This window comes from Bacillus sp. V33-4 (assembly GCF_002860225.1).
In the GTDB taxonomy this organism is placed as follows: Bacteria; Bacillota; Bacilli; order Bacillales; family Cytobacillaceae; genus Bacillus_BJ; species Bacillus_BJ canaveralius.
The window spans coordinates 55411-74591 of the sequence record NZ_PGVC01000010.1; the positions used below are offsets into that span (position 1 = coordinate 55411).

Sequence of the window (19181 nt, forward strand, 5' to 3'; positions counted from 1 at the left end):
CTTTAAGGAGGTTAAAACTAGCATTGCTTTCCAATTGAAAAAGCAAGAAAAAAGAACTGCCGCTAGCGCTAGACCGGCAACTGCAGTTCTTTTTCATTTGAGTTTTTATATGCACTGTATTCTCCAAGCAGCGAATAATAGATAACACCACTGAGCTTGATATCTTTTTTTGCTGCTTTCGCAATGACGTTCTCGGAATCTAGTGTGGCAACAACTTCAATCTCTTTTGAAAAAGCTCCCCTGTCAAATTGGCCTGACAGAACCCACGCTTCTTTTTCATGACCCTCCTGCAGTCCATCAAATGCTTGGGTACGCGGGACCGGATTGTCTGTGCCGACATGAATCAGATCTTCAATAATCGCGCTCGCTGTCGGGTACATTCCCGCACCGGGGCCAAGGAGACTGATGTTGCCGACAATATCAGCATCAATCGAAACAGCATTTTGAACGCCCTCTACTTGGTACAGAGGATGTGCACGTGTCACAAGCACAGGTTTCACAGAACAATGGACACCGCTGGCCGTTTTCTCCATTGATGCTACATGCTTAAACCGAAAGCCCAGTTCGTTATAAGACTTGATTTGTTCAATCGTAATCTCGGCAATGCCTTGTCTGAATGTTTTGTTCCAATCAGGCTGTTCGCCAAAAACAAGCTGGCTAAGGATTGCTGCTTTATAAAAGGCATCATAGCCTTCGACATCATTGGTCGGGTCTGCTTCTGCATAGCCATTTCGCTGAGCAAGTGATAATGCATGTTCAAACGAAAGATCTTCTTCTCTCATTGTCGTTAAAATGAAATTGGAAGTCCCATTTAATATTCCTTCTATTTTTTCAATCCTATTAACATTGAGCAGTTTTCTTAACGTTTGAATAACCGGAATCCCGCCGCCAACAGTTGCCTCATATCCGACTGACACCGCTTGTTCATTCGCCAATTCAAGAAGTTCGCTTCCGTGGTGGGCGAACATTTCCTTATTAGCGGTAATGACATGGCAGCCCTTTTTGATAGAATGCTTCAAGTAATGAAAGCCTGGCTCTTTACCAACAATTGCATCAATCACGACGTCGATCTTACCAAGTTGATCAATATCCTCAAACCGGTCTGTCAGGACCACATCGGCATCTGGAAGCTTATGCTTATCAATATTTTTAACAAGAACAGCCTTAATTTCCACTTTTTTGCCGAGAATGCTTTTAAGCCTCTCCTGATGGTAATGAATCGTATTATAAACACCTTTGCCGACTGTTCCGTATCCTAATAATACAATGTTAAGGGTTTGCATTTGTCCACTCCTCTTAACCCGTAGTCGAGGGCCGTTTTAATATGCCCGCTCCAGTTGGAAAATTCCGTTAAAAACCCATCGTGACCGAAATTTGTTTTCACCTCGAAAAACACGGACTCCTTATTTTGCTCTAAAAGAAGATCTGCAGCTTCCTTAATCGCATGGGGCGGATAAAGAAGATCGCCCGTAAATCCGAGCAGAAGGACGGAAGCCTGGACCTGCTTTAATGCTTCCTGCCAATTTTTACGGTTGAAGCCGATATCATGTCGGTCCATCGCACTCAATAAACGCAAATAACTGTTGGCATCAAAGCGTGCTGCCAGCTTTTCTCCCTGATACTTCAAGTAGGATTCAACCTGGAATTCAGCACCATCTTCTTTTTGCTCTCTTTGAAACCTATTACTAAATAAATAATCGGTTCGGTAGGTAACCATGCCCACCATCCTGGCGATTTCCAGACCGGCAAGTTTTTTCCCGTCCGGATAATAGCCGCCCTGCCATTCAGGGTCTGCCATAATCGCGGTTCTGCCAATTGTATTAAAAGCAATCGCATAATCGCTTAAAAATGGCGTGGCAGCCAGCGGAATTAACAATTCGGAAAAGGATGGATAAAGAATTCCCCACTCCCACGCCTGCATTCCTCCCAGAGAGCCTCCAATAATCGCTTTCGCCTCATGAATGCCGAGTTTTTGCAATGCTTGATGCTGGGCGCGGACTATATCCCTGATTGTAATTTCCGGAAAGTCCTGCTTATACGTGCTTCCTGTTTTCGGGTTTATGCTGGCAGGCCCGGTCGATCCGGAGCAGCCGCCAAGCACATTGAAGGTGATCACCATATACTCGTTCGTATCAATGTAACGCCCGGGTCCGATTAAGCCGGACCACCAGCCAGGCTGATCATTTGTGCCAACCGTATTCTGATTTCCGGTTAACGCGTGGCACACAATCACGACAGGCCTGTTTCGCTTACCGGCCAATTCATAGGCGAGCTCCACCTCTTCCAGTTGATCACCGGAATCAAACGTGAAGCTGCCAATGTTAACTTTCCCATACTCTATGAGCAGGGCACCCGGTTTTTTACCGTTTATTGATCTTTTCAAGCTCACGTGCCTTCAGCTCTCTTCGCAAAATTTTTCCGCTTATTTTTGTTTTTGGAAGCTGATCAATGAATTCCGCTTCCCGCGGCGCTGCATGGGCAGCCAGCTTCTTTTTAACAAATTGGCGGATATCTTCCAGAAGCTCGTCACTTGGCTTGTAACCTTTACGGAGTACGATAAATGCTTTCACAATTTCACCGCGCAACGCATCAGGCTTTCCGATTACACCTGCTTCTGCTACGGCAGGGTGTTCAATTAATTTACTTTCCACTTCAAAAGGGCCGATCCGTTCTCCGGAAGAATTGATCATATCATCGCTTCTGCCCTGAAAAAACACATAGCCGTCTTCATCTAAAATCGCCAGATCTCCGGATAAATACCAGCCGGGGAACGGGAAATACGAGTGATATTTCTCTTCATTTTTCCAAATTTCGCGCATGATCGCAGGCCACGAGGCTTTGATTGCAAGATGCCCGACCTCCCCGTGCGGCAAGATATTCCCGTCATCGTCCAAAATAGCAACTTGGATTCCAGGAAAAGGCCTGCCCATTGATCCAGGCTTAATGACTTCCGACGGAAGATTCACAATCAGCTGGGCGCCTGTTTCAGTCATCCACCATGTATCGTGGATTCGCTTGCCTAGCGTTTCCTCACCCCAATAAATAACTTCAGGATTTAAGGGTTCACCTACACTCAACACATGCCGGAGCAAAGAAAGGTCGTACTCCTTTTGAAGATCGTTCCCTTCGGCCATTAGCATCCTGAATGCGGTTGGCGCGCTGTACCAGACCGTCACTTCTGTCTTTTCAAGCGTCCTGTACCATGAGCGCGCATCGAAACGGCCGCCATTAACAACCAATGTTGCCCTGTTTAGCCATGGGGCAAAAATACCGTACACGGTCCCCGTCACCCAGCCGGGATGGGCTGTGCACCAGTATACATCGTCGTTTTTCAAATCAAGCACCCATTTGCCGGTCAAGTATTGCTGAACCATCGCCCTGTGAGCATGAACTACCCCTTTGGGCTTTCCTGTCGAACCGCTTGTATAGTGAATGTTCAATCCTGATTCCATATCGAGCCATTCTGTAATGTCAGATTCACGCTCAATAGCCGCCAGCTCTGCCGGTAGTGAAATTTCCCCGGCTTCACAATGCTCAGGAGAGGAAGTAATAAATATTTTTTCCAGCGATGGAAGGTCGTTCTTCGGAATTCTTTTGCCAAGAACATGATCGGTAATCATGAATTTCCCGTCACAATCTGCAACGCGGTCCCTGATCGCTTCTTCCATGAATGCTTCGAATAATGGACCGGCGATCGCGCCGAGCTTAATGACCGCCATCATGGCAATATAGCAATCCGGATGCTTTGGCAAAAAGATAAACACAATATCTCCCTTTTTGACGCCATGCGCCCTTAACACAGAAGCAAGATGATCTGATTTTTCCTTTACTTCCTTGAAGGTTAATTTATACTCGTCTTCACCATTGATATAATGGATTGCCGTTTTGCTGCCATATCCTTCTTCAACATGTTTATCAACACATTCGTGCGCCATGTTGATGCGGCCTGTCTTTTTCCAGCTGAACGCCTTTTCGGCTTCTGCCCAGGAAAACGTCTCACATGCTTCAAGATAATTTCGAAGATTATAATCCCCCTCTTTTGGAGGTAAATGATGTCTAGCTAATAAAGTCATAATCAAACCCCTTTGTTCTTTCTTGTGAATTCGCCTTTACCCATTCGTCGATAAATCTAAAAGATTGATAATCTTTTCTTTCGTCCTGGCAAGTGCTGCGTCTCCCCTTGCCCGCGGCCGCGGCTCATTCAAATTGATTGAATGATAGACTTCTCCAGGTTGGCCCCTGAGAATGATTATCCGGTCACAAAGATACAGTGCCTCATCGATATCATGGGTAACAAGCAGGATGGTCGACTGGAACTTTTGCCAGATCGACAGCAATAATTCCTGAAGCTGCATTTTCGTAAATGCATCTAATGCACTGAACGGTTCATCGAGCAGCAATATTTCCGGCGCTGTTACAAGTGCTCTGGCAATCGCGACCCTTTGAGCCATTCCGCCTGATAAATCCTTTGGAAAATGCTTTTCAAAGCCATCCAATCCCACGGCAGATAAATATTCAGCTGCCTTCGCCTTTTTCTGCGCATCGTTTTTTAAACCGAGCAAGACATTATCAATTACATTCAACCACGGGAGCAGGCGGGGTTCCTGAAAGATCATCCCGATTTTCTCATGGACTGCTTCCACATGTTCTTCATCGATCTTGACGTGTCCATGGTATTCCTGATCAAGTCCGGATAAAACGCGAAGCAGCGTGCTTTTGCCACAGCCGCTCGTTCCGAGGATTCCGATTACTTCCCCTTGTTGAACGGAAAGATTGATATTTTTAAAGCCGGTCGAACCGCCGGAAAACGTCCTGGATACATTCTCAATTGCTAACATGCTATCAGTCCCCTACGCTTTCCTGGCAATCGTATCTTGCCAATGGAGTGTTTTTGTTTCAATGCTCTTCAAGATCGAATCTGTTAATTTTCCCAGGATTGCAAACAGGACAATGCTGGAAATAATCAGTTGCGGAGAATATGTGTTTTGTCCGTAGACAAGCAGATAACCAATGCCTTCGCTTGCTCCCATCAATTCAGCGGCGACTACAAACATCCAGCCTAATCCTAACCCGCTGCGAATCCCGACGAGAAACGATGGCAGCGAGGCCGGAAGGATAATTCTGCGAATTAGCTGGTAGGAGTTGAAATTATAGATTTTACCGACCTCTATCAGCTTACGGTCGACATTTTGAATGCCTGACACAATATTTAAATAGACCGGGAAAAAGACACCAACGGCGATCAGTACGACCTTTGAAGGTTCGCCGATTCCCATCCATAAAATAAACAGCGGTACCCAGGCAAGCGATGGAATCGAGCGGAAAGCCTGGATCAACGGATCAAGCAAGCTCTCTGCTTTTTTCAGATAACCGACAATTGAGCCGATCAAGACCGCCAGTGCCACGCCTATTAAAAATCCTGAAAAGAGCCGGTAAAGTGTAATGCCAAGATGCCCCCACAGTGTTCCGTCCTGCCCCATCGTGATAATCGTGTCGAGTATGATCGTCGGAGCAGGCAGCAGATGGGCCGGAAAAAAACCGCTTTTACTCAAGTACTCCCATAAAATGATCAAAAATCCCGGTACAACCCCACCAAGCAAGGTCGCTTTCAGATGCTTATTTACCTGGAAACTTTTTTTCGATTTTCCGATCGTTAAAGGCGTTGAAACCGTCGAATCTTTCATTTGTAATACCCCCACTTTGTACGGGCTGTATAGTGACAGCCTATTGTTGAATGACCTTCTCGGCGAACTTAGGATTGATCAGTTCGTCAACGAGCTCTGATACTTCTGTTCCTTTTTCAATAATTTCTCCTTTTTGTAATACCTTACCGGCTGATTGTAAAGCTTCCCTTTGTTCATCGCCCGGCACAGCATTTGAAAAATCGTTTCTTTGCATTTGCAATTTGGCGACTTCAGGGCTTATTTGCGCTTCTTTCGAGAGAATCTCAGCAGCTTCCTCAGGATTTTCAAGCGTCCACTTTCTTGCTTTCTCATAAACTTCAATTACTTTCTCAACATGCTCTGGATACTTCTTGGCAAATTCGCTTCGAACGTTTAACACCCCGTACGTGTTAAAATCAGTATTTCGATAGAATAGCTTCGTATCTGCTTCGACCTCAAGCCTTGCCATATGCGGGTCAAGACCTGCCCATGCATCAACCTGGCCTGTCGTTAAAGCACTTCCTCCATCGCCATGCTGCAAGTTCACCAGCTCAATATCGGATTGGGAAAGGCCCTCCTCATCAAGAGCTCTTAGCAAGAAAATATATGGATCTGTTCCCACTGTGGCAGCAACCTTTTTCCCTTTAAGATCACCAACATCCTTGATCGGTGAATCGTTATTGACCACCAAAGCCGTCCATTCCGGCTTTGAATAAAGATAAACGGACTCAATTGGCGCACCTTTTGCTTTTGCCATTAATGCAGCAGCACCGGCTGTTGAGCCGAAATCAACACTGCTGCTGTTTAGGAATTCAAGAGCTTTATTGCTTCCCTGGCTGAGGACAAATTCGACATCAATGCCCTCTTCTTTAAATGCTTCTTCAGCCCAGCCGAATTCTTTTAAAACTAGACTTGTTGGTGAATAATACGCATAATCCAAAACAATTTTATCGGGCTTGCCGCTTTTCCCATCCCCGCTTGCAGTTGTGTTATTCGAACAGCCGGCTATCGCGAACAATGCGAGTACACCAGCCAATAAACTGACCCATTTTTTCATCTTTTTTTACCCCTTTCGATTTTCCAACTTCTATATTTCACATGCAAAGGTAACAATTGTGCCCCTTAACCTTTGTGCTTCTTTATAGGTACAGCGGTTTTGGACAACTTCAAGTCCTGCTTCTTTTGCGACCTCTACAGCTTTAGGGGAAATAACACCCTCCTGGAGCCAGAAAACCTTCGGCTTAATTTTGCCTGCTTCTTCGGCAATTTCGACCGCCGCTTCAGGGCTGCGGAATACCTGGACAATATCAACTTTAAACGGAATCGACGTTAAATCCGGATAGGCCTTTTCGCCAAGGACTTCCGTTTCTCGAGGATTGACCGGAATGATACGGTAGCCAAGCCGCTGCATTTTCCTTGCCAGACGGTGGCTCGGGCGGCCCGGATTGCTGCTTAGCCCGACAACAGCCAATGTCTTTGCACGCTGAACTTCATTGCCGTTCTCTGTTTCACGAATAGTTGGTGATTGAAGGGCCCAACGAATCACACCTTCATCATTCACTGCGACATCGCCCTTTACTTCTCCTTTGGAAGAAAGCCCAGTTGCTTCGAAGAAAGCACGGTCCAAATCGTTTGTTAAATCGCGCACCGATTCAATCCCGATCGATAAGCGGATCAATTCTTCAGTAACCCCTGTTTTAATGAGATCCTCAGCACTCAGTTGCTGATGCGTAGTTGAGGCCGGATGGATAATCAACGACTTAGCATCCCCGACATTGGCAACATGGGACCATAGTGCAACATGGTCGATGACCGTTTTCCCGGTGTCACGTCCACCCTTAATTCCAAAGTTGACGATCGACCCGAATCCGCCCCCTAAGTATTTCTTGGCCAGTTCATGAGCTGAATGCTCTTCAAGTCCCGGATAGGATACCCACTCGACAGCAGGATGAGCTTTTAGAAAGTCTGCAACCTTCAAGGCATTTTCATTATGTTTTTCAACTCTTAAATGAAGCGTTTCAAGCCCCTGCAGCAGTAAAAACGCACTGTGCGGGCTTAACGATGAACCGAAATCGCGCAATAACTGGACGCGCAGCTTTGTGCTGAAAGCAAGCGTTCCAAAATCATTGGCATAGCGCAAGCCATTATAGCTTGGATCTGGTTCTGTAAAACCAGGGAATTTCTCACTGTTCCAATTAAAGCGTCCGCCGTCAATCACGATACCGCCAATTGTTGTTCCATGTCCGCCAATCCATTTTGTCGCTGAATGGACAACGATATCAGCACCCCATTGGATTGGTTTACACAAATATGGGGAAGCAAAAGTATTATCAATAATTAATGGCACTCCATGTTCATGGGCAATTTCAGCCACTGCTTCAATATCAAAAACGCGCAAGCTTGGATTTCCGATGATCTCTCCATAAACGGCCTTGGTTTTAGGTGTAATTGCTTTCCTGAAATTTTCCGGATCAGTTGCATCAACGAAATGAACTTTAATACCGTACTTTGGCAGGGTAATCGCGAATAAATTATATGTTCCTCCGTACAAGCTTGACGCAGCAACAATTTCATCGCCAGCCTGGGCAATATTCATGATCGACAGGGCAATCGCGGCCATTCCGGAAGATGTAGCCACAGCGGCAACCCCATCTTCAAGCAAGGCTAGCCTTTTTTCGAAAACATCAACGGTTGGATTTCCAATTCTTGAATAGATATTGCCAGGCTCATCAAGGGAAAATAAACTTTGGGCATGTTCTGTATTATGAAAAACATATGAACTTGTTTGATAGATTGGAACGGCTCTTGAGCCTGTGGTCGGGTCAGGTGACTGCCCTCCGTGTAAAAGGATCGTTTCTAAATCGTAAGTATCATAAGATTGTGACATTTTATTTCCTCCCAAATCTGATTAATTTTATAAGAATAATAGGTTTAATGTTTAACAAGCTCTCGTGAACGTTCAGCGCCACTGCATCAATGAGAACCGGCTTTTTTTCAAATTTTGTAAAACAATAAAAGCCCCCTCTTCATAAGAAGAGGGGGCCCCTCCTCTTATCTTTCAAACAGCATCATGCTGCCTGCAGGAATTAGCACCTTTTCAAGCTTGGGGCTTGAAGGTTGCCGGACATCTTCGGGCCTGTTCCCTCCGTCACTCTGGATAAGAGATATTTTATTTGATTAAAACACTAAACTGTTAACTTTATAAAGGATTATAGTAAAGTTTATTTTTTTAGTCAATAACAAATGACTAAAAATATAAATTTTTTTGTATTTTTTTAATTGAATGAATTTCATAAAGCAATTCTTTAATGAAAAACGAACTGTTATTTAATGTTAAGTTAGTATTATTCATTTCCTACGGCATACTCCTGTATATCTAGACAACTTCATTCGTTTTTCAGTTTAGCTTATTACATTTCAAATTTACTCAATTTAGCGCCTTTTTAATGGCATTCTCGAATTCAACGATAATGTCTTCATAATGCTCAATACCGACCGAAATTCGGACGACCTCGTTCGTGATACCCAGTTCAGCACAAGTTTCCGGTGGAAGCGCACGATGGGATGTCTTGAGCGGGTGCGAAACAGTCGTCTCTACTCCGGCAAGTGTCGGAACAATTTTCACCCATGTTAAGGAGCGGAAAAATTCGCTGACATCAACATGTTTATCAAGCTCAATCGTTACCATTGCCCCAAAGTTTTCAGGATTTGCGCTAAATGGATAATAGGTTTTTGCTACGAATTGATGATTCTGCATAGCCTCAGCCAGCCGTTTAGCGTTTTCTGATTGTGTCTTCATTCTGACAGCCAGCGTTTTCAGACCCCGGCATGTTAACCATGCTTCGAAAGGACTGAGATTTGCGCCTAAATTGACAATTTTTGCTCTTGCTTTGCTGATTAATTCCTCTCTGCCGACAAGCACGCCAGCGGTGATATCGCTATGCCCGCCAATATATTTTGTCGCACTGTGCACGACAAGATCGATTCCAAGTATGAACGGCTTACAATGATAAGGAGTGGCAAACGTATTATCAACAAGTGTAAAAAGGTCGTACTTTTTGGCAAGCTCGACAATCGCTTCAAGCTTTTCTACACGAAGAAGCGGATTTGTAATCGACTCCGTATAAAGAAGCACCGTGTTCTCCCGGATTGCTTCCTCAACGCTCTTAAGATCAGAAAAGGAAGTGAATGTCGTTTCAATCCCAAGCTCGTGAAGCTCTTCTTTCAATAAGTGATAGCTGCCTCCATATAAATCGTCCGTTGCAACAATATGGTCTCCGCTTCGGGCAACGGAAAGAACGCCGGCAAGAATCGCCGATAACCCAGAGGACGACGCCACCCCGGCCGGTGCACCTTCCAGTGCCGCCACGGCTTCCCCAAGTTCATCCGTATTCGGGTTTCCAACTCTGGAATATAAATAGTTTCCCTCGCCTTGATAATATCCTTCAAGCTCTTCTAAATTATCAAACTTAAACGCTGAGGTTTGATAGATTGGTGTTACTTTGCTTTTAATTTCTCGTTTTTGCTTTTTTCGACTGTGCAGCACTTCTGTTTCAAATTTCTCTCCCAAAGCTTTCACACCTTCTTGTTCATATGTAAAATTTATAATTCCAGACCAATTTTGCCGAAAATATAAAAACCCCTTCAGGTAAAGAAGAGGTTTAATGGACAATCCTCCTCTTATCTTCCAGATCTTATATCTGCAGGATTTAGCACCTTGCAAGTTTCCTTGCAGGTTGCCGGGCTTCACAGGGCCTGTCCCTCCGCCGCTCTGGATAAGAGCAAGTATTTATTTTTTTCTGTGATAGCTGGAGTATATCAACAACGATTCAATCCGTCAATGACCTTGTTAGTTTTTCTAACATCAGGTTCGGATCGCAGAGCATTTCTGTTCCCGTAGAACCATACTTAATAGACCAGCAATGAAAACGGCTCTTTCTGCGAGCATGTTTGAATCGTTTTTCTTGTCAAGAGCGGTTTCTATTTTGTTTATCAACTATTTCACTTTTAAAGAACACTTTTTCAGTGATCGAAATCCCCAATTCACGTGCGAATTTTTTCAGATCCCGCTCTTCTCTATCTGTGACAATGGCGAGAACCGTGCCGCTTGCACCAAATCTTCCGGTTCTGCCTGAGCGGTGAACGTACTGGTTAAGATCCCTCGGAAAATCGTAATGGATTACATGGGTAATTCCTTGAATGTCGAGACCCCTTGCAGCAATATCGGTGGCCAGCAGCAAATTGCTCTTTCCCGTCCTGAAGTTCCTGATCGCGGCCTGCCTGTCCATTTTGCCCAAATCACTATGGAGCACTTCAGCATTTACTTTTTTGAATTTAAGCTTTTCTGAGAGGACATTCAAATTCCCGATATCTCGTACAAATACTAGACCTTTTAGCCCCGAAATCCTTGAAAGCTTTTCAATAAAATTAATTTTATCGCGCTGTTCCGTAATAACATAAGCATGCTCCACCGTCGAAGCATCGATTGTTTCATCCTTTGTAATTCTAATAATCTCCGGCTCTCTTGCTATTTCTCTGGCAATTTCCTCTGTTCTCTTCGTCAGAGTTGCTGAAAACAGGAGAATTTGCCGATCGCCAAGCGTGGACTTAATAATCTGCCGGACGGTATTTTCGTGCTCAGGGACAATGAGCTGGTCAGCCTCATCCAGCACAACCGTTTTTACCTCATGCATTTTCATTTTTTTCTGTTTGATTAATTCAAGCGTCCGGCCAGGCGTTCCGACGATCACGTGCGGGCTTTTCTTTAGCTTTTCAAGCTGTCTTTTCGCATTGGCCCCGCCGATAAACGATGCGGCCCGAATTCCGCTTCCTTCCGCCCACTTCTGGATTTCCGCTAAAATTTGCATCACAAGCTCCTGGGAAGAAGCTAAAATAACCGCTTGAATATTCCGCTTTTCAACCTCGATTTTTTGCAGGACAGGCAACAAATAACCGAGTGTTTTTCCTGTTCCTGTCGGGGACTCGGCGATCAAGTCTTTTCCTTCGAGCGCGATCGGTATGCTCATCTCCTGGATCGAGGTTGGGTTTTTAAAACCCGATTTGTTCCAAACCTCCCTAATGAACGGGGAAAGATTTTCGATAAGTGGCTTTGACATAATTGTCTCCTTTATTTTTAATCTAATGTTATTAGATATGCTTGTGCTTATACTTGTACATGGTCTTGTAAAGTATACTGCAAGCAAAGCGACATTTCTATACTGCCACCATACAGTGGTTGGTATTTTTCTCATAATGGATTGTTATTGTTCCTTCCCGTACCATTTCGGGTATAGAAAGAATGACACTTTTTAGAAGGAGGCCTCCCGTAATGATTAAGGAATTATTAAAGGAACTCATTTTAATCGACAGTTCAAATAGAGAAGGGGCAAATCAAGCCGTTACTTTCTGTGCACAATGGCTGCATGAACACGGACTCAAGACAGAGATCATTGAAAATAATGGCTATCGGATGGCTGTATGTGAAATTGGGCGCGGCGAAAAAACCATTGTATTTAACGGGCATGTTGACGTTGTAAGAGGACGGAATGAACAATTTATTCCGGCTGTGGAAGACGGCCGCTTATACGGGCGCGGGGCCGCAGATATGAAAGCGGGCGTTGCCGCCATGATGTGTATACTTGTCCAGATAAAAGACGACGATATTCCATATAAAATTCAACTGCAAATTGTTTCTGATGAGGAGGACGGCGGGCTTAATTGTTCGGGATACCTCGTTGAGAACGGTTATAGAGGAGATTTTGTCATTTGTTCAGAACCGACCCAACTTGGAATCGCAATTCAAGCAAAAGGTGTATTGCGTCTCGACATTGAACTGCGCGGTAAATCTGCCCATGGCAGCCGGCCCTGGGAAGGAATTAATGCCATTGAAAAAGCGTGGCAGGTTTATTCGAAAATCTTGGAACTTCCTTTCACAAAGGAGAGTTCTGCTTTTTATAAAGCTCCTTCTATCAATCTGGCAAAAATCAGCGGAGGTGAAGCGTACAATAAGGTTCCCGACCTTTGCACGCTTTCTCTTGACATCCGCTATTTGCCTACTCAAAATAAGGATGAAATCGTAAAGGAGATTGAAGCGGTAACAGATGGAGACGTATTCGTGAACCTCGTCGGAAGCCCGGTCCACACGAAAGATGATGACCCGTTTGTTTCTAATCTCCGCTCGGTTGTTGAAAAGCATGCAAACCGCCAAGCAACGATCTTTGGCCAGCATGGTTCTGCTGATACGGTTTTCTTCTCTCACCATGGCATACCAGCAATTGAATTCGGCCCAAGCGGCGCCAACTGGCACGGTGATGACGAATACGTTGAGATTGACTCAATCAAGACTTACCAACAGATCCTCATTGATTTCGTCACCACTCCGCTGCAATAAAGCGCAATACTTTTTAACTTTGGTTCTGTTAATCTTTGATGTTGATATTTGATTAAAACGAATATTTGTTCCGTAATGTAGATAAGTACACAAAGGCAGGTGGCAAAGATGACGCTAAAAGAGATTATTGCACGATGAGTAAATTAGATGAACTAGATGCGTATAATGGAAGAAGGAATATACGAATAGAACAAGGAACCTTGTATTTATATCAAATTAAAGAGTGGTATGAGCAATACTTGAAACAATGAAAATATGGAATTAGGACAAGGATGTTTAACATGACGGATAGAAAATATGATAAGAAAACACTAAGAAATGTACTTATTTTTTCTTTGGTTGTTTTAAGCTGCGGATGGGTAGGCCGACTAGTGGATTTGAAGGTTGGTACAGATGCTAATGGCAGTTTGGGGCAACTTATTTGGCTTGTCTTGCCCCTGCTCACAACGATTATTCTTCGTTCTTTCATGGGAGACGGTTGGAGGGATTTAGGTATCGAGCTTAAATTTCGGGGAAATCTTTTCCCTTATTTCATCAGTATCCTGTTTATTCCAGTTATAACTGTGATTATCGTTTTAATCGGACACAACTTGAAGTTGATTGATACATCCAATTTTTCATCGTCATTTCTACTTGCATTTAGTTTGGCCCTGTTACCTATGTTTTTTAAGAACATTTTTGAAGAATTCGCTTGGAGGGGATATCTTGCTCCGAAACTGTTTTCTATGGGAATCAACAGGTTTCTATGTCATATTTGTGTCGGCGTGATTTGGGCTCTGTGGCATATACCCTATTTATTGGTTCTCGTGGATACTGCGGAAAGTCTGCTAACCTATATTCCTCGAGTAATGATTGGACTTGTTATTTTATCAGTTGTCTATGGGGAAATTCGTTATGTCACGAATAGCGTATGGCCAGCTGTGATCCTTCACACGATAGCAAATGCCCTTGTAGATACTCTTATCCTAAAAAAATACTTAGATGTGCGAGAGGGATATGAATATCTAGTAACTCCAAGCCCTGAAGGCGTATTTACGATAGTGATAACAGCGATCGTTGGATTATGGTTGTATAAGAGGCATACGAAAAAAAAGCGCCTGACCCCACATACGGTGAAGCAAAACAGAGCCTAAGCTTAAAGTAAAACACTGTGAATCACTCCACAGTGTTTTACTTTATTAAGCCAAAGTGAACGCATATTTCGTCACAGTTTTATACAATTCCCCTTTTTCCAATATACGAGAAGGGAAATGCGGCTGATGGACGGAGTCTGGCAGACCTTGTGTTTCCAGGCACAAACCAAGATACTTCCTCGACTGGACACCCCTGATTAAAAAATCATCTCCAAGCTGGGTTCCGGTATAGAGAACAACAGTCGGCTCGTCCGTTTCAATCGTCAACACCCGGCCGCTTTCAGGATCGCGCAAAACGATTTCTTGATTGTTATTTTCAGCCAACAAAAATGGATGATCATAGCCTTTGCCAGCCAGAATATTTTGCGGATGTTCTGAGGAAACACCATCGTTAATTTTTCTGCCTGATTGAAAATCAAACGGCGTATTGTCTCCAGGCAGTATTTGCCCCGTTGGAATTAAATCTTCAGCCAGTTCAATAAATCGGCCGCTCTTTAATGTTAAAACATGATCTAAAATATCTCTTTTTAAATTTCCGCTCAAGTTAAAATACGAATGATTGGTTACGTTTAGAACAGTCCGCTGATCGCTGACGCCCTCATAGGAGATGATGAACTCATTATCGTTATTGAACGTATATGTCACCTTCATCTGCAGGTTGCCAGGATACCCCTCTTCTCCGTCTTTGCTGAAATAGGAAAACTCTATGCTGGCCTCATCTCCGCTTTCCCTTGTCTCAGCTTTCCAGAACACTTTATCGAAACCCTTCATTCCTCCATGTAGATGGTTTCCGTTATTATTTTTCGCCAATCTGTAGGTTTGATTATCTAAATTAAATGCGGCGTTTTTGATCCTTCCGGCAAATCGTCCGACCACTGCCCCAAAATACGGTGAACGTTCCAGATAGTCCTGAAACGAATCAAAGCCAAGCACGACATTTTCGAACACGCCATTTCGATCCTGCATGATTATTTTTGTGATTATACAGCCGTAGTCAATGCTTGTTACTTCCATTCCTTGTTCATTGACGATTGTAAAGGCCGTAACAGGTTGTCCATCAATTTCTCCGAATTTCTCTTTAAAAATGTTCATTCGATTATCTTCCCATCTTAAAGTGAATCCAGAAAACGGCGGAAAGCGGCTTGCCCATCTCCATTTCGCTTGTAAACTCCCGCGTCCTCCAGAGCTTTTAAAAACTTTAATGCAACTTCTTTTCTGACAATTTCCTGCATCGATTTTCCTGAAATCCCTGTGCTGCTGCGAGCCTTTATGTCCTCAGCCCAGGAAACATGGTATTCTTCAATCTGATTGGGCTCTTCCAATAAAAACTTTTCAACTTCAGCCAATTCAGTTTTCAAGCGGGCTGGCAAGACCGCGAGTCCCATCACCTCGATTAAACCGATATTCTCCTTCTTTATATGGTGGACATCTGCATGTGGATGGAATATACCCATTGGATGCTCATCGCTGGTTCGATTGTTGCGCAATACAAGATCGACTTCAAACTCCCCATTGCGCATCCGGACGATCGGCGTGATTGTGTTATGCCGGGTTTCGCCTGAGTACGCGAAAATATTTGCTTCGCGATCGCTATAATTCTTCCATTTTCCCAAAATATAATCAGAGGCAGCAACAAGCTTTTCCTTATCCAACCCTCTAAGGCGGATGACAGACATTGGCCACTTAATTGTACTTGCTTTTATGGTTGGAAAGCTGTCCAGAGTGAACGAATATTCGTCTCTAGCCTTCGCCATTGCAAAATGATAGTTTCCGCCCTGGTAGTGGTCGTGCACTAAAATCGATCCGCCAACAATCGGCAAGTCGGCATTCGAGCCGATAAAATAATGCGGAAATTTTTCGACAAACTCGAGAAGCCGCTCAAAAGCTTCACGGTTAATAACCATATCGCGATGTTCACCAGCCAACAGGATACAATGTTCATTGTAATAGACATAAGGGGAATATTGCAGAAACCACGGCTCCCCGCCAAGGTCCATTCGGATCATGCGGTGGTTTGAACGGGCAGGGTGCCCAATTCTTCCTGCATACCCCTCGTTTTCCACGCACAGCAAACATTTCGGATAGTTTATTGAGAGATCCTTCTTCTCTCGTTCTTTGGCAATTTGTCTCGGATCCTTTTCAGGCTTTGACAGGTTGATCGTTATGTCCAACTCGCCGTACTCTGTGTCAGCTTTATAATTGATATTTTTGCTGATGCGCTTGGTTTGAATGTAATTGCTATTCCTGCTCAATTCATAAAAATATGAGGTTGCATTCTCAGGTTCTTCGTATTTCTCGTAAAATATTTGATTAAGATCCGATGGTCTTGGCATAAATACATTCATGATCTGGCTTGATAAAATCTCCCGTTCATCAAGGAGATCGTCAATGATACCTTTTTCCACTGCATAATCTGTCAATTCATCCAGTAAATCCGGGATGTCCTTGTTTGGTTCAGAAGGTTCGTCACACCGGAATTCATTTAGGGCTAAAAGAGACATAATTTGATTCCGTGCATAAACTTCATCTTCACTGCTGATCATTTCTATTGAAATAGCTTTGCGAAGCAGCTGCTGCAAGACAGAATAGACGTCCACCGTTTTTCCCTCCTAGTCGTCGTAACCATTCGGATGTTGTTGATGCCAATTCCAGGCATGCTTGATGATCTGGTGGATCGATGTATGCACTGGTCTCCAATCTAGAACACGTTTCGCTTTCTCTGAAGAAGCGATGAGTGTACTCGGATCACCTGGTCTTCGCTCGACTATTTTTGCCGGGATCGAATGGCCGGTAACTTCACGAGCTGCCTCGATAATCTCCTTAACTGAAAATCCGCGGCTGCTGCCGAGATTGAAGATATTGCTTTCTCCTCCGTTTTGTAAGTAACGAAGTGCCAAAACGTGGGCAGCAATTAAATCTTCAACATGAATATAGTCACGGATACATGTCCCATCTTCTGTATCGTAGTCGTCCCCAAAAATGGAGATGTATTCCCGCTGTGCTGACGCAACCTGTAAAACAACCGGGATGAGGTGGGTTTCCGGATCATGATCCTCTCCGATTTCACCATTTGGATTCGCCCCGGCTACATTGAAATAGCGTAATGACACATATTTCACTCCGTACGCTGCGTCACACCATTTCATCATTTTTTCCATCGTTAATTTAGTCTCACCATAAGCGTTTGTCGGCAAAGTTGGCATGTCCTCGGTAATTGGCATTACGTCCTGTTCGCCATATGTAGCCGCTGTCGAAGAAAAAACAATGTTTTTCACACCGAACTCAACCATTACATCGAGCAGCACTTGTGTACCATATACATTGTTATCAAAGTATTGGAGCGGTTTTTGCATCGATTCACCAACAAGAGAATTTGCTGCAAAATGCAACACCCCGTCAATTTGTTCATCAGCAAATACTTTTCGCAAAAAATTTTTTTCTCGAATATCACCTTGATAAAATTTCGCCTTCGGATGAAGGGCTTGCTGATGTCCCGTCTGTAAATTGTCGACAACCACTACATCATAGTTTTGCTTGATCAGCTGATAAACCGCATGGGAACCAATGTAGCCGGCTCCGCCAAGAACTAAAATACTCATAACAGCACCTCCGTTGTCGTTTCTTTTGCACCATCACCGATACTTGCCACATAGAAAGTGGCGTGATAGCCAATTTTCTCTTTATATTCAGAGCCTGCTTGTGAAATGAATTCATCTACCCGTTCATTTGCTACAATGGCAATGGCGCAGCCACCAAAGCCGGCCCCTGTCATTCTTGCACCAATTGTCCCTTCGTGCTTCCATGCTGCTTCTACTAATGTATCAAGTTCTGTGCCGGTCACTTCGTAATCATCCCTGAGTGAACGATGGGAGGCATTCATGAGCCGTCCAAACTCGGCCAGATCACTGTCTTTGAGTGCCTTCATTGCTTGTAGTGTCCGCTGGTTCTCGAATACGGCATGCTTTGCCCGCCGTTGCAGAACTTCATCGGTGATCAAATGTTTAATAGCTTCGAATTCTTTTTCTGTTAATTCGCCCAATGAGTCAATAGGCGCAGCTTTCTTCAGTTGTCCCAGGGCTGTCTCACATTCGCTTCGGCGCTCATTATACTTTGAATCAGCAAGCTCTCTTCTTTTATTCGTGTTCATAATGATGATTTTATAATCTGTTAGGTTAAAAGGAGCGTATTCATACTTCAATGTGTTGCAATCTAGTAAAATACCGCAGTTCTCCTTGCCCATCCCGATCGCAAATTGGTCCATAATCCCACTATTTACACCGATAAATTCATTTTCTACTTTTTTACCAAGCTTAACAAGGTCTAATCGCTGCACATTTAAATCGAACATTTCATTAACGGCCACACCTATAAGCATCTCAATTGAAGCAGAAGAGGAAAGGCCCGCTCCATTCGGAATGTTCCCGTATACGAGGACTTCCAGCCCTGATGATAACTTCCAGCCCGCTTCCTGCAAATAGCGGATCATTCCTTTTGGATAGTTCGCCCAGCTATGTTTCTTGTCGTAGTCCAAATCGTCAAGCGTAAATTCAATCACACCTGTATCTTCAAAATTCATTGAATACACGCGGATTTGGCGATCATCTCTTTTTCTGGCTATCCCATACGTCCCGAACGTTATCGCACAAGGAAAAACATGTCCCCCATTGTAGTCGGTATGCTCACCTATTAAATTAATTCGGCCGGGAGAAAAGAAAATGCGTGCTTCGTTGCGGCCTTGAGAAAAAATTTCTTGAAACTTCCTTTCCATCGTTTGAATATCCATAGGACCTCTTCCCCTCAGGTAATTTGGAATATAAATATCTAGAGAAATAACTGAAAGCGTTTCAATAACATTGTATATAAATAGTAAAATTAGGTCAACGTTTTTTAGTAAAATTTTAACTTAGTATTTAATTAATCATTGCGGACTTATTTGTAGAGTAGAAAACAGGAATTAGATATTGTCTTCTTGTCCTCGGGTTTCAGGGTGTTCCA

At 43.8% G+C, this 19181-nt stretch carries 15 protein-coding genes and 2 riboswitches; of the genes, 2 read left to right on the top strand and 13 right to left on the bottom strand.

Annotated elements, in window-relative coordinates:
• Window positions 1-68 precede the first annotated feature (68 nt).
• The 9 genes from CVD23_RS04600 to CVD23_RS04640 all read right to left on the bottom strand — a co-directional run bounded on the left by CVD23_RS04600 (window position 69) and on the right by CVD23_RS04640 (window position 11779).
• A complete protein-coding gene (locus tag CVD23_RS04600; protein ID WP_101665338.1) occupies window positions 69-1283 on the bottom strand; it encodes a homoserine dehydrogenase in 1215 nt (404 codons plus the stop codon).
• A complete protein-coding gene (metX, locus tag CVD23_RS04605) occupies window positions 1256-2383 on the bottom strand; it encodes a homoserine O-acetyltransferase MetX (RefSeq protein WP_257987987.1) in 1128 nt (375 codons plus the stop codon). The genes CVD23_RS04600 and metX overlap by 28 nt, the downstream gene beginning before the upstream one ends.
• Complete coding sequence (gene acsA / locus CVD23_RS04610; RefSeq protein ID WP_101579468.1) at window positions 2361-4073, bottom strand: acetate--CoA ligase; 1713 nt, start codon at window positions 4071-4073, stop codon at window positions 2361-2363. The genes metX and acsA overlap by 23 nt, the downstream gene beginning before the upstream one ends.
• Window positions 4074-4109: 36 nt before the next feature.
• Complete coding sequence (locus CVD23_RS04615) at window positions 4110-4838, bottom strand: ABC transporter ATP-binding protein (RefSeq protein ID WP_101665339.1); 729 nt, start codon at window positions 4836-4838, stop codon at window positions 4110-4112.
• A 12-nt stretch (window positions 4839-4850) separates the two neighbouring features.
• Complete coding sequence (locus CVD23_RS04620) at window positions 4851-5684, bottom strand: ABC transporter permease (RefSeq protein ID WP_101665340.1); 834 nt, start codon at window positions 5682-5684, stop codon at window positions 4851-4853.
• A gap of 40 nt (window positions 5685-5724) precedes the next feature.
• The gene (locus CVD23_RS04625; RefSeq protein ID WP_101665341.1) at window positions 5725-6720 is read right to left on the bottom strand and encodes an aliphatic sulfonate ABC transporter substrate-binding protein; all 996 of its coding nucleotides are present in this window, start codon (window positions 6718-6720) and stop codon (window positions 5725-5727) included.
• Between the two features lie 30 nt (window positions 6721-6750).
• On the bottom strand, window positions 6751-8550 hold the full coding sequence (locus CVD23_RS04630; RefSeq protein WP_101665342.1) for a PLP-dependent aspartate aminotransferase family protein: 1800 nt from the start codon (window positions 8548-8550) through the stop codon (window positions 6751-6753).
• Between the two features lie 161 nt (window positions 8551-8711).
• Window positions 8712-8827, bottom strand: a riboswitch (SAM riboswitch).
• Window positions 8828-9090: 263 nt separating this feature from the next.
• Window positions 9091-10233: a trans-sulfuration enzyme family protein gene (locus CVD23_RS04635; RefSeq protein WP_101579477.1), complete on the bottom strand. Its 1143-nt coding sequence runs from the start codon at window positions 10231-10233 to the stop codon at window positions 9091-9093.
• Between the two features lie 107 nt (window positions 10234-10340).
• Window positions 10341-10445, bottom strand: a riboswitch (SAM riboswitch).
• Between the two features lie 185 nt (window positions 10446-10630).
• Window positions 10631-11779: a DEAD/DEAH box helicase gene (locus tag CVD23_RS04640; RefSeq protein ID WP_101665343.1), complete on the bottom strand. Its 1149-nt coding sequence runs from the start codon at window positions 11777-11779 to the stop codon at window positions 10631-10633.
• A 212-nt stretch (window positions 11780-11991) separates the two neighbouring features.
• Here CVD23_RS04640 and CVD23_RS04645 point away from each other — a divergent pair, with 212 nt between their 5' ends.
• Together CVD23_RS04645 and CVD23_RS04650 are read left to right on the top strand one after the other, a co-directional pair.
• Window positions 11992-13053: a M20 family metallopeptidase gene (locus CVD23_RS04645; protein ID WP_101665344.1), complete on the top strand. Its 1062-nt coding sequence runs from the start codon at window positions 11992-11994 to the stop codon at window positions 13051-13053.
• Window positions 13054-13334: 281 nt separating this feature from the next.
• Window positions 13335-14186 carry a type II CAAX endopeptidase family protein gene (locus tag CVD23_RS04650; protein WP_180955535.1) on the top strand — a complete coding sequence of 284 codons (852 nt, stop codon included), beginning with the start codon at window positions 13335-13337 and terminating at the stop codon, window positions 14184-14186.
• Window positions 14187-14231: 45 nt separating this feature from the next.
• Here CVD23_RS04650 and CVD23_RS04655 read toward each other — a convergent pair whose 3' ends face one another.
• From CVD23_RS04655 to CVD23_RS04670, 4 genes are read right to left on the bottom strand one after another with little or no spacing between them, the layout of a single operon-like run.
• Complete coding sequence (locus tag CVD23_RS04655) at window positions 14232-15278, bottom strand: aldose epimerase family protein (RefSeq protein ID WP_101665346.1); 1047 nt, start codon at window positions 15276-15278, stop codon at window positions 14232-14234.
• Window positions 15279-15295: 17 nt separating this feature from the next.
• The gene (galT, locus tag CVD23_RS04660) at window positions 15296-16783 is read right to left on the bottom strand and encodes a UDP-glucose--hexose-1-phosphate uridylyltransferase (RefSeq protein WP_101665347.1); all 1488 of its coding nucleotides are present in this window, start codon (window positions 16781-16783) and stop codon (window positions 15296-15298) included.
• Window positions 16784-16795: 12 nt separating this feature from the next.
• A complete protein-coding gene (gene galE, locus CVD23_RS04665) occupies window positions 16796-17785 on the bottom strand; it encodes a UDP-glucose 4-epimerase GalE (protein WP_101665348.1) in 990 nt (329 codons plus the stop codon).
• Complete coding sequence (locus CVD23_RS04670) at window positions 17782-18969, bottom strand: galactokinase (RefSeq protein WP_101665349.1); 1188 nt, start codon at window positions 18967-18969, stop codon at window positions 17782-17784. Before CVD23_RS04670 ends, galE begins: the two co-directional genes overlap by 4 nt.
• Window positions 18970-19181: the final 212 nt, after the last annotated feature.

Coding starts and splice junctions, on each gene's coding strand:
- CVD23_RS04620 (WP_101665340.1), bottom strand. CDS start 5,684: ATGAAAGATTCGACGGTTTCAACGCCTTTAACGATCGGAAAATCGAAA.
- CVD23_RS04600 (WP_101665338.1), bottom strand. CDS start 1,283: ATGCAAACCCTTAACATTGTATTATTAGGATACGGAACAGTCGGCAAA.
- galE (WP_101665348.1), bottom strand. CDS start 17,785: ATGAGTATTTTAGTTCTTGGCGGAGCCGGCTACATTGGTTCCCATGCG.
- CVD23_RS04630 (WP_101665342.1), bottom strand. CDS start 8,550: ATGTCACAATCTTATGATACTTACGATTTAGAAACGATCCTTTTACAC.
- CVD23_RS04640 (WP_101665343.1), bottom strand. CDS start 11,779: ATGTCAAAGCCACTTATCGAAAATCTTTCCCCGTTCATTAGGGAGGTT.
- CVD23_RS04655 (WP_101665346.1), bottom strand. CDS start 15,278: ATGAACATTTTTAAAGAGAAATTCGGAGAAATTGATGGACAACCTGTT.
- CVD23_RS04615 (WP_101665339.1), bottom strand. CDS start 4,838: ATGTTAGCAATTGAGAATGTATCCAGGACGTTTTCCGGCGGTTCGACC.
- CVD23_RS04650 (WP_180955535.1), top strand. CDS start 13,335: ATGACGGATAGAAAATATGATAAGAAAACACTAAGAAATGTACTTATT.
- CVD23_RS04645 (WP_101665344.1), top strand. CDS start 11,992: ATGATTAAGGAATTATTAAAGGAACTCATTTTAATCGACAGTTCAAAT.
- CVD23_RS04625 (WP_101665341.1), bottom strand. CDS start 6,720: ATGAAAAAATGGGTCAGTTTATTGGCTGGTGTACTCGCATTGTTCGCG.
- acsA (WP_101579468.1), bottom strand. CDS start 4,073: ATGACTTTATTAGCTAGACATCATTTACCTCCAAAAGAGGGGGATTAT.
- CVD23_RS04670 (WP_101665349.1), bottom strand. CDS start 18,969: ATGGATATTCAAACGATGGAAAGGAAGTTTCAAGAAATTTTTTCTCAA.